Source organism: Salinispora pacifica DSM 45544 (assembly GCF_000378845.1).
Taxonomy (GTDB): domain Bacteria; phylum Actinomycetota; class Actinomycetes; order Mycobacteriales; family Micromonosporaceae; genus Micromonospora; species Micromonospora pacifica.
The window spans coordinates 3561064-3573089 of the sequence record NZ_KB905359.1; the positions used below are offsets into that span (position 1 = coordinate 3561064).

A 12026-nucleotide genomic window follows, 5' to 3' on the forward strand; every position below is an offset into this window, starting at 1 on the left:
CGACGATCAGTGCCCGGCGCCACCCGGACCGCCGTGCCCGTCCTCCAACTCCTCGAAGCCGGTGTGGCGCTCGATGATCGGCTCCGGGGGAGCGGCCGGGGTGAGCGGCACGGCGACCGGCGCCGCAGCCCGGATCGTGGTGCCACCGAAGTCGAAGGTCACGAAGATGGCCTCGCCGACGCGCAGCGGCTTGTCCAGCCCGATCAGCCGCAGCACCGTTGCCGCCTCCGAGTTGAGCTGTGCAAAACTCAGCGGCGGCACCACGATCTGGGCCGGCATGCCAGCGGGTGACGCAGTCTCGGTGGCCGTCGTTGCCGGGCTTTCCCCGAGCGGGGCGTTGGGGTCGCTGCGGACGACGTTCTGGGCGCCCTCGGTGGTGACGGTCACCGTGACCTGGTTCGGTGAGTCGTTGTAGAGGACCACGTCCAGGTTCGCGTCGTCACCGGCCTGGTAGCCGTCTACCCCCGGGTAGGCGATCAGCAGGCTACGAACAGCGAAGTCGCCGCTCTCACTCGCGACGTTGACACCCTGAATCGACGGTACGGTTTCGGCGGTCTCGGCGACCTGACCGGCGCTGCATCCAGAGAGCAGTAGCCCGCTCGTCGCCAACCCGGCCAGTAGCAGGGCCGACCGGCGGGAACCCCTGATCGAGCGCGTCACGTCGGTCCTCCTCGTCATGATCGGGCCCGGTCGTACGCCGGACACGGTGGCCATGCCCGTGCAGACCGGGCTCCAGGGTAGTTGGGACTGATCCAGTTCCGCACGCCGACCCGGGGATGCCACCGCTGTGAGGGCGCTCAAATCAATGGTCCGCTGGTCAAAAGCAGAATTACATCGATGATGGCGATTGCTAAGACTGCTCGGAAGGCGGCCGTCGATCGGGTCGTGGCGCGATTGGTGACGCGCTCGCCGTACCAGAGTAGCGGTGGTATCAGGACGGCGGCGGCCGCCGTGGCGAGCCCGACCGGCGACGGTGGTCCGGGCGGCCCGAAGACCAGGGTGGCGGTCGCCGCGAGCAGGAGCCCGATGGCGGCGGTCCGGCTGCCGCCCGGGCCGAGCCGGTGGGGCAGCCCGCGGACGCCGGTGCGGGCGTCGTCGTCGAGGTCGGGCAGCACGTTCGCGAAGTGCGCGCCGGCGCCGAGTAGGGCCGCGGCGACGACCAGCCAGACCGGTGGCGTTCCAGCGCCCGGCAGCGCCAGCACGATGAAGGCCGGCAACGACCCGAAGGAGGCCGTGTAGGGCAGGACCGACAGCGGCGAGGACTTCAGCGGCCAGTTGTAGAGCAGCGCGGAGATCAGCCCGGCGGTGGCTACGGCCGCGGCGGCCCGGTTCGTCGTCAGCGCGAGCACCGGGGTGGCGAGCGTGGCCGCGGCGGCGGCAACGGCGGTCGTGCGTCGGCTGACCAGACCGGCGGCGACCGGCTTGTCGGGCCGCCCGACCACGGTGTCCCGCTTCGCGTCGAGCGCGTCGTTGGTCCACCCGACGGCGAGTTGACTGGCAGCCACGGTGAGCACCACGACGACCACCCCCGTCAGCCGGTGCCCGACACCCCAGGCGAGCAGGCCGGCCACGGTGGTGACCGCGGCTGCTGGCTCGGGATGACTCGCCCGGAGCAGGGCCGCCACCGACCGGTTGCGGGTCGCTCCCGAGCCACCGGCTGTGCGCCCGGCTCGGTCCGGCCGGGTCAGCACCCGCGCGACACGCCGTAGCACTGAGGAGGTCATGAGGGAAGTCTGGTCGTTACCGGGCAGTCGTGCCACGCTCGGTCCATGCCAGAGGCTGGCCGCACCCTGCCGCGCAATGATCCGCGCCAGTACGACGACCTGGCCGGGGAGTGGTGGCGGCCGGACGGCGCGTTCGCCATGTTGCACTGGCTGGCCGAGTCCCGGGCGGCGTTGGTGCCGGCGGCGTCGCGTCCCGGCGCCCTCCTGGTCGACCTCGGCTGTGGTGCCGGGCTGCTCGCCCCACACCTCGCCGGCAAGGGCTATCGACACGTCGGGGTCGACCTCACCGGTTCGGCGCTGCGCCAGGCCGCCGGGCACGGCGTGGCGGTGCTCAACGCCGACGCGACCGCCGTGCCGCTCACCTCCGGCTGCGCCGACGTGGTGGCCGCGGGCGAGCTGTTGGAGCACGTTCCCGACTGGCGAACGGTGGTGGCCGAGGCCTGCCGGCTACTCCGACCGGGCGGGCTACTCGTCCTCGACACGCTCAACGACACCGCGCTGAGCCGCCTGCTCGCCGTCCACATCGGCGAGCGGCTGCCCACGGTCCCGCGCGGGATCCACGACCCACGGTTGTTCGTGGACGCCCGCGCACTGGTCGCCGAATGTGCCCGGTACGGCGTCGACCTGCGGCTGCGCGGGATTCGACCGCAGCTGATTCGGGTGCTCGGCTGGCTGGCGCGGCGGGCACGGGGGGCGGGCGGGGTGCCCCCACGCATCGTGCCGACCTGGTCAACTGCGGTGCTCTACCAGGGCTGGGGCCGGCGCGAGCGCGATCAGAAGCGGATGGACGGATCTGAGGAGGGAACGGTCGCATGACGCAGGCTGTGCAGGTGGCCCGCCGGTTGGCGCCGCGATTCGCCGCTCGGGCGGCCGACCACGACCGGGACGGCACCTTCCCGGTCGACGATTTCCGAGACCTCCGGGAGGCGGGCCTGTTCGGTCTGCTGGTGCCGCGGGAGCTTGGCGGCCTCGGCGCCGCCTTCGGGGAGTACGCGGCAGTCGCGACCGAGTTGGCCCGGGGAAACGGCGCGACCGCGCTGGTGTTCAACATGCATGCCTCGGTCACCGGCGCGCTGGGCGCGGTGACCGAGGAGTTGGCCGAGACGCTCGGCCTGCCAGACGAGGCGTTGGCGGCGCGGGACCGGCTGCTGCGGGCGGCGGCGGATGGCTCCTGGTACGCGGTGGCGATGAGCGAACGCGGGGCGGGGGCCCGGCTCTCGCAGCTCAGCACGGTGTACGAGCCGGTCGCCGGCGGCTGGCGGATCAAGGGGAGCAAGACCTTCTGCTCCGGTGCCGGCCACGCCGACGGCTATCTGGTGGCCGCCCGTAGCGCGGCTGACCCGTCGGTGGTCTCCCAGTTTCTCGTGCCGGCCGGGGACGGGCTGGCCGTCGAGGAGACCTGGGACTCGCTAGGCATGCGGTCCACCTCCTCCCACGACCTGCACCTGGAGGTGACGGTGCCGGCAGACCGGCTGCTTGGCGGGGTCGAGGGGCTGGCTCTGGTGGTGGCGCAGTTGATGCCGCACTGGCTGGTCGCGAGTTACGCCGCGGTGTACGTCGGGGTCGCGCGGGCCGCGATCGACGCCGCGGCCGAGCACCTGAACGCCCGTGAGCTCGGCGGTCTGCCGGCGGTCCGGGCCCGGCTCGGTCGCGCCGACGCGGCGGTGGCCGCGGCGGACCTGGTGGTGGCGGAGGCGGCCCGGCGGGTGGACGAGGCGCCGGGTGACGCCGAGACGAACCGTTGGGTCTGGCGGGCGAAGTTGCTGGCGGGCGCCACCGCGGCCGACGTGGCGGCCTCGGTGCTGGAGGCGGCCGGCACCGGGGCCACTCGGCGGGGGCATCCGTTGGAGCGGCTCTACCGGGATGCGCGTTGCGGTTCGCTGCACCCGGCCACCTCCGACGTCTGCGCGGACTGGCTCGGCATCGCCGTGCTCGGTGGCGACCCGGACCGCGACGGGTCGGCTCCTCGTTGGTGAAGGTGCTGGGAGATCAGAACGAAGGGTGGGCATCATGGCCGTGCCGGTGATCGCGGGGATCGGTACGGCGCATCCGCCGTCGGCCGAGCAGGGTGAGTTGTGGGAGGGCTTCTTCGCCCGGCACTACTCCGGAACCACCCGGGCGCTGGCCGAACGCATCTTCGCCAACTCGGGGGTGAATCGCCGGCAGGCCGCGGTCAATCCGGTGCTGGAGGATGTCTCCGACTGGTCGACCGAGCGGCGGATGCGGCGCTATCAGGTGGAGGCGCTGCCACTGGGCAAGGAGGCGGTTGGGCGGGCGCTCACCGCCGCCGGTCTGGCCGCCGGTGACGTCGGGCTCTTCGTGGTCTGTTCCTGCACCGGATACGCAACCCCGGGGCTGGACATTCTCCTCGCCCGGGATCTCGGCATGGCACCGGGCACGCAGCGGGTCTTCGTCGGTCACATGGGCTGTTATGCCGCGTTGCCGGGGCTGGGCGTGGCGAGCGACTTCGTGACCGCCCGAGACCAACCCGCCATGCTGCTCTGCGCGGAGCTGACCAGCCTGCACATTCAGCCCGCCACCGCCCGGGTGGACACCCAGCAGATCGTCTCGCACGCGCTCTTCTCCGACGCCGCGGTGGCCGCCGTGGTCGTGCCCGGTGGTCCCGGGTACGCGGTGCGGGCGGTCACCTCGGTGACCGACACCTCCACCGCCGATCACATGACCTGGGATGTCACCGACACCGGGTTCCGGATGGGGTTGTCGCCGAAGGTGCCGCAGGTGCTCTCGACGCAGGTACGGGCGCTGGTGGACGGCTTGCTCGCCCAGCATGACCTGCGGCGGTCGGAGGTGGACGGCTGGGCGGTGCACCCGGGCGGCCCCCGCATCCTCAACGTGGTGGAGCGGGAACTCGCCCTGCCGTCGTCCGCCCTGGCGGCGTCCCGGGAGACGTTGGCCGAGCGGGGCAACTGTTCGTCGCCGACGGTGCTGTTGGTGCTGGACCGACTACACCGATCGGTCGTGCCGGCGCGACGGGTGGTGATGTTGGCCTTCGGCCCGGGCCTGACCCTGTACGCGGGCCTCCTCGAACGGTCAGCTGGCGAGGCGGGCTAGCTCGGGTTCGTAGTCGGCGGTGGAGCGGAGCTCGGGGAGCACCTTCCGTACCGTCCCGGAGCGGTCCACGAGCAGCGCGCTGGCCACGCCGGCCCGGGGCGGCAGGCGAAGGAAAGCGCGTAACCCGTCGGCCGGGTCGTCGAGCGCGTGCAGGGCGGTCTCCGGAGCGGGGGGCGACTCGCGTACGGCGGGGGCGGGGTTGACGATGATCACGGTGACCCGGGGTGGCGCGACGGCGACGGTGTTGGCCACCTCGGCCGGGCAGGCGCACGCGTCGGTGAGGACGATCACGGCGGGCAGCAGGCCCCGCAGCGGCACCGGTTTACCGTTGTCCACCAGGTCGAACGCGGGCAGGGTTCGCCCGATCAGGTCCGCGGGGGTGGCCGGGGTTGACGCCGGTGGGGTGGGGGCGGGTTGGGCCCAGAGGGTCGCGTTCAGCCCGGCCAACACGGTGACCATGGCGATTAAAAGTGTCAGCAGCGCCGGCAGTATCGAACGAGATCGGGCCGGCCGGTTCAGTTCCCGGCGGAGCTGTTCGGCCTCGGCCGAGAGCTCTGCGGCGTTGTCCGGTACGACCACCCGGCCCCATTCGGGTGGCAGGTCCGGCAGTCCGGAGTCGTCGTCCGCGGCGGGCCTGCCCATCGAACCCCCTGGATTTTTGGCGAGCCTGAGGCGGGCTCTTGTTCAGCCTGCCGTACCGGGACCGCTCCCGCCAGGCATGGGCGAGCGCCCGGGTGCGGGCTACCATGAGTCGAGCGCATCGCCTTGGATCCGGGTTCCGCCACTCAGCCGTGGTGGCATAGTGCCGTCACGGAGCGTGTTCAATACTTCGGTCTGACGGCCTGTCAAGCTGAAGAAATCCCTCTCACAGGGCCCCTGAGCTGCGCCAACGGTCAGGGCAGCGGTGAGACACCGGTGTCTGAGCGTGTTACCCTAGACACAGCGAAAGGGGTTTCGAACCTATGGTTTTCAGTGTCGGCGAGACCGTTGTTTACCCCCACCACGGGGCCGCACTCATCGAGGCAATCGAGACTCGGGTCATTAAGGGCGAGGAGAAGCAGTACCTCGTTCTCAGGGTCGCGCAGGGTGACCTCACGGTCCGGGTTCCCGCGGAGAATGCCGAGATCGTGGGTGTGCGCGAGGTGGTCGGCGAAGAGGGCCTCGGCAAGGTCTTCGACGTTCTCCGGGCTCCGCACACCGAGGAGCCGACCAACTGGTCACGGCGTTACAAGGCAAATCTTGAGAAGTTGGCCTCCGGTAATCCGCTGAAGGTGGCCGAGGTCGTTCGCGACCTGTGGCGGCGGGAGCGGGAGCGGGGGCTGTCCGCAGGCGAGAAGCGCATGCTCGCCAAGGCCCGCGACATTCTCGTCGGCGAGGTCGCACTGGCCGAAAAGAGCACCAAGGACGAGGCGGAGACGCTGCTCGACAAGGTGCTGACCGAAGCCTGATCCGCACCTGATCGTCGTACCCGATCTGCCATGAGTAAATCACCGAGGACCGCGACGTGACCGCGCAGCTCGATCCGCGCGGTGACGTCGCGGTCCTCGTGCCTGCGGCCGGTGCCGGCGTACGACTGGGCCCTGGCCGGCCGAAGGCGCTTCGGCTGCTCGGTGGGGAGCCGCTACTGGTGCACGCGGTCCGCCGGCTCGCCGCCGCCGCATCGGTGCACACCGTGGTGGTGGCCGCTCCGGCGCCGGATCTCGTCGCGGTCCGCGAACTGTTGGCCCCGGTGGCGCCGGTCACCGTGGTGTCGGGCGGAGCGCAACGGCAGGCCTCGGTCGCTGCCGCGCTCGCCGCGGTCCCTGCCGGCCCGGAGATCGTGCTGGTGCACGACGCGGCCCGAGCGCTCACCCCGCCCGGGCTGGTCGAGTCGGTCGCCGCGGCGGTCCGCTCCGGTCACGACGCGGTGATCCCGGTGCTGCCGGTGGTCGACACCATCAAAGAGGTCGGCGTCAGCGAGGAGGTCCTCGGCACGGTCGATCGCTCCGCGCTGCGGGCGGTGCAGACGCCGCAGGGGTTCCGGCGGGCGGTGCTGACCACCGCGCACGCCGCCGCCACCGACCCGCTCACCGACGATGCCGGCCTGGTCGAGAAGCTCGGGGTGCCGGTGGTCTGCGTACCCGGCTCCGAATACGCCCTGAAGGTCACCCGCCCGTTCGACCTGGCGTTGGCCGAGCACCTGCTGGCGACTGACCGCTGACACGTACCCTCGGATGGTGATCGTTCCGCGGGTTGCCATCGGCGTTGACATGCACGCTTTCGAATCCGGCCGGCCTTGTTGGGTCGCCGGCCTGCACTGGCCCGGGCAGGACGGCCTGGCCGGGCATTCGGATGCGGATGTCGCCGCCCACGCCGCGTGCAACGCGTTGCTCTCCGCCGCCGACCTGGGCGATCTCGGCGCCAACTTCGGGGTGGGGCAGCCGGAGTGGTCCGGTGCCTCCGGTGCGGCCCTGCTCGGCGAGAGCGCCCGCCGGGTGCGCGCGGCCGGCTACACGATCGGCAACGTTTCGGTGCAGGTGATCGGGAACCGCCCCAAGATCGGGCCGCGTCGGGCCGAGGCGCAGCAGGTGCTCTCGGCGGCGGTTGGCGCCCCGGTGAGTGTCTCCGCCGCCACCACCGACGGGCTCGGCTTTCCCGGCCGGGACGAGGGTCTGACCGGCATCGCGGTGGCCTTGGTTTACGCAGCCCCGGCCGCTTAGGCTCGCAGCGATGTCCAGCGAACCCACCTCTGACCGCTCCGCCGCCGACGGGTACCTGCAGCGGGCCCAGCTCCTCGCCGAGCTCGGCCGCTACGACGAGGCCATCACCGAGTTGGGGTTCGCCCTAGCCCTTGATCCCGCCCACGCGGCGGTGTCGACCGAGCTCTCCCGGGTGCAGCTCGCGGCGGGGCGGCCCGCCGACGCGCTCACCGCCGCCGACAACGCGTTGGCGGTCGCGCCGGACTCGGTCTCCGCCCTGGTCGCCCGGGGGATGGCCCTGGCCGACCTGGCCGACCACGGGGAGGCGGCCCGGACCGCGGATCGGATTCTCGCGCTGGGGCCGGCGGACGCGTACGCCCAGCGCAACGGCGCGGCGATCCTGGCTGGGTCCCGTAATGGTCAGCCCGCGTTGAACGCGGCGTGGCGGGGGGTGGAGTTGGCCCCACAGGAGCCGGCGGGGCACCTGGCGCTCGGGTTGGTCGCGGCGAACCTGCAGCTGTACGACCTGGCCGAGCGGGCGTACACCGAGGCGCTGCGGCTCGACCCGCAGCTCGCCGAGGCGCGGCACGACATCGGGGTGCTGCGGCTGGAGCAGCGCCGGTGGAGTGAGGCGCTGGAGCACCTCGCCGAGGCGGCGGCGATCAGCCCTGGTCGGATCAATTCGGTGCGGACGATCTCGGTCGGCCTTCGTCAGCTCGTAGTGTTTGGCGCCGGTTGGTCCATGGTCGCCGCGGTGGTGATCGCCTGCTTCGCGGTGGGCAGCCCGGGGCTGTCCCGGGCTGTCGCGGCGGCGGCCGCCCTCGGTGCCGGGCTGCTGGTGTGGCGGTACGCGGCGAAGCTGCCCGGGGTGGCCCGCACGATCCTGCCGGAGCTGCTGCGCTCCGACCGGCCGTTGGCGCTGGCCGGATACGCGACTGCCGCGGCGCCGGTGCTGCTCCTGCTCTACACCCTCGTCGGCACGGTCTGGCCGCTGGTCCTGGCGATCGCGGTGGCGGCCTTCGCCGTCGTTACCGCGCTCGCCCGTTCGGTGCGCTGAGGGCTACCCGCGCCGCGCCCAGGTCCAGGCGTACGCGTCGTCTTCGCAGGCGGCGGCGGCGTCGCAGAGCTCCAGTGGGCGGAAGGTGTCGACCATGACGGCGAGCTCGTCGAAGTAGTCAACGCCGATCGACCGTTCGGCGGCGCCGGGCTGCGGCCCGTGGGTGAAGCCCGACGGGTGTAGGGAGATCGACCCCTGGCCGATGCCGGAGCCGCGCCGCGCCTCGTAGTTGCCCCCGGTGTAGAAGAGCACCTCGTCGGAGTCGACGTTGTGGTGGTTGTACGGCACCGGGATCGCGTCGGGGTGGTAGTCCACCTTGCGGGGGACGAACGAGCAGATCACGAAGTTCGGGCCCTGGAATGTCTGGTGCACCGGCGGGGGCTGGTGGACCCGGCCGGTGATCGGCTCAAAGTCGTGGATGGAGAAGGCCCACGGGTAGAGGTGCCCGTCCCAGCCGACCACGTCGAACGGGTGATTGGCGTAGACGTGCCGGGTCCAGCCGCGTCGGTGCCGGACCAGAACCTCGACGTTCTCGCCGGCAACGAGCAGCGGTGTGTCCGGTCCGCGGACGTCCCGCTCGCAGTACGGCGAGTGTTCCAGGAACTGACCGCGCACCGACAGGTAGCGCTTGGGTGGGCCGATGTGGCCGGCCGCCTCGACCGCCAGCAGCCGGACGGGCTCGGTGCCGGTGGGTACGAGCCGGTGGATGGTCGAGGTCGGGATGATCACGTAGTCGCCGGCGACGACGTCGAGGGGGCCGAAGGGGGACTCGACCCGCAGGGTGCCGGATTCGACGTAGAGGCAGTGGTCACCGGTGGCGTCGCGGAACAGCGGGGAAGGCTGGTCGGCCAGCACGTACGCGATCCGGACGTCGTCGTTGCCGAGCAGGTGGCGCCGGCCGAGCACCGGGTCGGCGCCGGGCCGGTCGAGTTGGTGGGTGCGCAGGTGGCGGGGCTTGAGTGGGAGGTTCGGCAGGCAGGTGACCGCTGGTGGGGTGAACTCCTCAGCGGCCACGATCGCGGTCGGCGCGTGCCGGTGGTAGAGCAGCGAGGAGTCGTCGGAGAAGCCTTCCTGGCCCACCAACTCCTCGGCGTAGAGGCGGCCGTCGGGCTGACGGAACTGGGTGTGGCGCTTGCGCGGCACCTCGCCGACGCGGCGGTAGAACGGCATCTCGCCCTCCCCGAGCAGATCATCCAGGGTGTCCGAAAATCGGACGCTATTGTCCGCTCCTTTAGCGTCCCGTAGATTGTTGTCTCGTGTCAACGAAGCTGCCCCGACTCCTCGCCGGCCTCGTCGACGACGCCGCCATCTTCCCGCCCGGCAGTGCGTCGCTGCCCGACGCCGTTCCGGCGCACCGGCAGCACCGCTCGTCCTGGTATGCCGAGCTCGTCGGCCCGCTCCTGGTCCCCGCCTCCACAGTGCTTAATCGGGAGCTGCATGCCCTGGTCGATCCAGCCGAGGAGCTCGTGGTCGGGCTGATCGGAGACACCGGAACAGCCAGCCTCCCGGCTGCCCTCGCCGCAGTGCCCACCGGCGTCACGATCCAGCAGGTCGAGGTCGCCGTCGCCGCCCGCGGCGCGGACCCGCAGCCGGGCCTGGCCAGGCTTCTCCCGGTGGCGGAGCAGCTCGCCGGCCGCACCGTCTACGCCGAGATTCCGCTGACCTTCGGCTTGATGGAGGCGCTGGACCGGCTCGTTGAGGCCCGCGCCGCCGGGCTGTCAGTGGCCGCGAAGTTCCGGACCGGCGGGCTCGCCGCCGAGCTCTTTCCCACCCCCACCGAGCTGGCCGCGGTGATCCACGGATGTCAGCAGCGGGGGCTGCCGTTCAAGCTGACCGCCGGGCTGCACCACGCGGTGCGACACCTGGACCGGGAGACCGGCTTCACCCACCACGGCTTCGCGAACGTACTCGCCGCCGCGCTCGTCGCGGCCGGGGGCGCCGAGGTGGAGCGGGTCACCGAGCTGCTCCGCGCCACCGACCCGCGGCCGTTGCTCGCTCCGATCGAGCAGCGGCTGGACGCGGCGCGTCCGCTCTGGGTCGGCTACGGCTCGTGCAGCATCCTGGAACCACTGACCGATCTGATCCAGCTGGGGCTGGTGAACGGGGGTACCGACGCATGACCTGGGTGACCGGCCTGGAGGGCTCGCCGTACGGGCTGCACAACCTGCCGTACGGGGTGTTCCGCACCGCCGACGGTGAGCCGCGGGTGGGCGTACGCGTCGGCACCCACCTGCTGGACCTCGGCGGCGCCGAGCAGGCCGGCCTGGTGCTGGCCGCCGGTACGCTGAGCCGTCCGCGGCTGAACGACTTCATGGCCCTCGGTCGTCCGCAGTGGACGGTAGTGCGGCAGCGGATAGTCGAGCTGCTCACCGACAGCTCCCACCGGACGGCGGTCGAGCCGCTGCTCCGGCCGCTGTCGAGCGTAGAGCTCCTGCTCCCCTTCGACGTGGCGGACTACGTCGACTTCTACTCCTCAGAGCAGCACGCCAGCAACGTCGGTCAGATCTTCCGGCCGGGCCAGCCGCCGTTGCTGCCCAACTGGAAGCACCTGCCGATCGGCTACCACGGTCGGGCCGGCACCGTGGTGGTCTCCGGCACCCCGATTGTCCGGCCGTGCGGGCAGCGGGCCACCCCGCAGGGTCCGGTCACCGGCCCCTCGGTTCGCCTCGACATCGAGGCGGAGGTGGGCTTTGTGGTGGGTGTGCCCAGTCCGCTGGGCAGCCGCGTCCCGGTCGGTGACTTCGCCGACCACGTGTTCGGTGTGGTCCTGGTCAACGACTGGTCGGCCCGGGACATCCAGGCCTGGGAGTACCAACCCCTGGGACCGTTCCTCGGTAAGTCCTTCGCCACCTCGGTCGCGGCCTGGGTGACGCCGCTGGAGGCGCTCGGCGCGGCGTTCGTGCCGGCTCCGGAGCAGGATCCACCGGTCGCTGACTACCTGCGCGACGAGCCCCATCTCGGGCTTGATCTGCGCCTGTCGGTGGAGTGGAACGGTGAGCGGGTGAGTGAGCCGCCGTTCGCCACCATGTACTGGACCCCGGCGCAGCAGCTGGCCCATCTGACCGTCAACGGAGCCGCGCTGCGCACCGGCGACCTCTACGCCTCCGGCACCGTCTCCGGCGCCGAGCGCGGTCAGGTCGGTTCGTTCCTGGAGCTGACCTGGGGCGGGGCGGAGCCGGTTCGGGTCGGTGGCAGCGAACGTACTTTCCTGGCCGACGGCGACACCATCACCATCACCGGCACCGCGCCCGGCCCGGACGGCACGGCTGTCGGCCTCGGCGAGGTCACCGGCACCATCGTCGCTCCCCGCTGACCAGCGAAGCCCCTTCCGTCCGGTCGGCGCCACCCCGGTTGCGCCGCGCGGCCGAAGCGATACCACCGGTGCGCCCACGTCCGCCCGTACCGAGCGAGAAACCTCCACCGGTACGGGCGGATCGCACAGGTCGTCCGATCAGGCTCCCGTCCTGTCACGTTGATCGACCGGATCCGTCGCCA

The 12026-nt window shown here is 71.9% G+C and carries 13 protein-coding genes; 9 read left to right on the forward strand and 4 right to left on the reverse strand.

The window, feature by feature from the left end:
- Positions 1 to 6 precede the first annotated feature (6 nt).
- Positions 7 to 660, reverse strand: coding sequence for a hypothetical protein (locus tag SALPAC3_RS0116205; protein ID WP_018222258.1), 654 nt, complete (start codon positions 658 to 660; stop codon positions 7 to 9).
- A gap of 137 nt (positions 661 to 797) precedes the next feature.
- Positions 798 to 1724 carry a UbiA family prenyltransferase gene (locus tag SALPAC3_RS0116210; RefSeq protein ID WP_018222259.1) on the reverse strand — a complete coding sequence of 309 codons (927 nt, stop codon included), beginning with the start codon at positions 1722 to 1724 and terminating at the stop codon, positions 798 to 800.
- Positions 1725 to 1769: 45 nt separating this feature from the next.
- Between SALPAC3_RS0116210 and SALPAC3_RS0116215 the strand changes: the two genes are divergently transcribed.
- The 3 genes from SALPAC3_RS0116215 to SALPAC3_RS0116225 are packed head-to-tail and all read left to right on the forward strand — an operon-like array spanning position 1770 to position 4796.
- Entirely contained in the window at positions 1770 to 2540 is a 771-nt protein-coding gene (locus SALPAC3_RS0116215) for a methyltransferase domain-containing protein (protein WP_018222260.1), read from the forward strand.
- A complete protein-coding gene (locus SALPAC3_RS0116220) occupies positions 2537 to 3700 on the forward strand; it encodes an acyl-CoA dehydrogenase family protein (protein WP_018222261.1) in 1164 nt (387 codons plus the stop codon). The genes SALPAC3_RS0116215 and SALPAC3_RS0116220 overlap by 4 nt, the downstream gene beginning before the upstream one ends.
- Positions 3701 to 3734: 34 nt before the next feature.
- A complete protein-coding gene (locus SALPAC3_RS0116225) occupies positions 3735 to 4796 on the forward strand; it encodes a type III polyketide synthase (RefSeq protein WP_033660422.1) in 1062 nt (353 codons plus the stop codon).
- On the opposite strand, the gene SALPAC3_RS0116230 is transcribed toward SALPAC3_RS0116225, so the two are convergent.
- The gene (locus tag SALPAC3_RS0116230; protein WP_018222263.1) at positions 4776 to 5438 is read right to left on the reverse strand and encodes a hypothetical protein; all 663 of its coding nucleotides are present in this window, start codon (positions 5436 to 5438) and stop codon (positions 4776 to 4778) included. The genes SALPAC3_RS0116225 and SALPAC3_RS0116230 overlap by 21 nt on opposite strands.
- 320 nt (positions 5439 to 5758) lie before the next feature.
- Between SALPAC3_RS0116230 and SALPAC3_RS0116235 the strand changes: the two genes are divergently transcribed.
- From SALPAC3_RS0116235 to SALPAC3_RS0116250, 4 genes are read left to right on the forward strand one after another with little or no spacing between them, the layout of a single operon-like run.
- Positions 5759 to 6244, forward strand: coding sequence for a CarD family transcriptional regulator (locus SALPAC3_RS0116235; RefSeq protein ID WP_012015454.1), 486 nt, complete (start codon positions 5759 to 5761; stop codon positions 6242 to 6244).
- Positions 6245 to 6300: 56 nt separating this feature from the next.
- Positions 6301 to 6996 carry a 2-C-methyl-D-erythritol 4-phosphate cytidylyltransferase gene (gene ispD, locus SALPAC3_RS0116240; RefSeq protein WP_018222264.1) on the forward strand — a complete coding sequence of 232 codons (696 nt, stop codon included), beginning with the start codon at positions 6301 to 6303 and terminating at the stop codon, positions 6994 to 6996.
- A 13-nt stretch (positions 6997 to 7009) separates the two neighbouring features.
- Positions 7010 to 7495 carry a 2-C-methyl-D-erythritol 2,4-cyclodiphosphate synthase gene (ispF, locus tag SALPAC3_RS0116245; RefSeq protein WP_018222265.1) on the forward strand — a complete coding sequence of 162 codons (486 nt, stop codon included), beginning with the start codon at positions 7010 to 7012 and terminating at the stop codon, positions 7493 to 7495.
- A gap of 10 nt (positions 7496 to 7505) precedes the next feature.
- The gene (locus tag SALPAC3_RS0116250; RefSeq protein WP_018222266.1) at positions 7506 to 8531 is read left to right on the forward strand and encodes a tetratricopeptide repeat protein; all 1026 of its coding nucleotides are present in this window, start codon (positions 7506 to 7508) and stop codon (positions 8529 to 8531) included.
- A gap of 3 nt (positions 8532 to 8534) precedes the next feature.
- On the opposite strand, the gene SALPAC3_RS0116255 is transcribed toward SALPAC3_RS0116250, so the two are convergent.
- Positions 8535 to 9701, reverse strand: coding sequence for a homogentisate 1,2-dioxygenase (locus SALPAC3_RS0116255; protein ID WP_018222267.1), 1167 nt, complete (start codon positions 9699 to 9701; stop codon positions 8535 to 8537).
- Positions 9702 to 9787: 86 nt separating this feature from the next.
- On the opposite strand from SALPAC3_RS0116255, the gene SALPAC3_RS0116260 reads away from it, so the two are divergent.
- Positions 9788 to 10651, forward strand: coding sequence for a hypothetical protein (locus SALPAC3_RS0116260; RefSeq protein WP_018222268.1), 864 nt, complete (start codon positions 9788 to 9790; stop codon positions 10649 to 10651).
- Positions 10648 to 11844: a fumarylacetoacetase gene (fahA, locus tag SALPAC3_RS0116265; RefSeq protein ID WP_018222269.1), complete on the forward strand. Its 1197-nt coding sequence runs from the start codon at positions 10648 to 10650 to the stop codon at positions 11842 to 11844. Before SALPAC3_RS0116260 ends, fahA begins: the two co-directional genes overlap by 4 nt.
- Positions 11845 to 12026 lie beyond the last annotated feature (182 nt).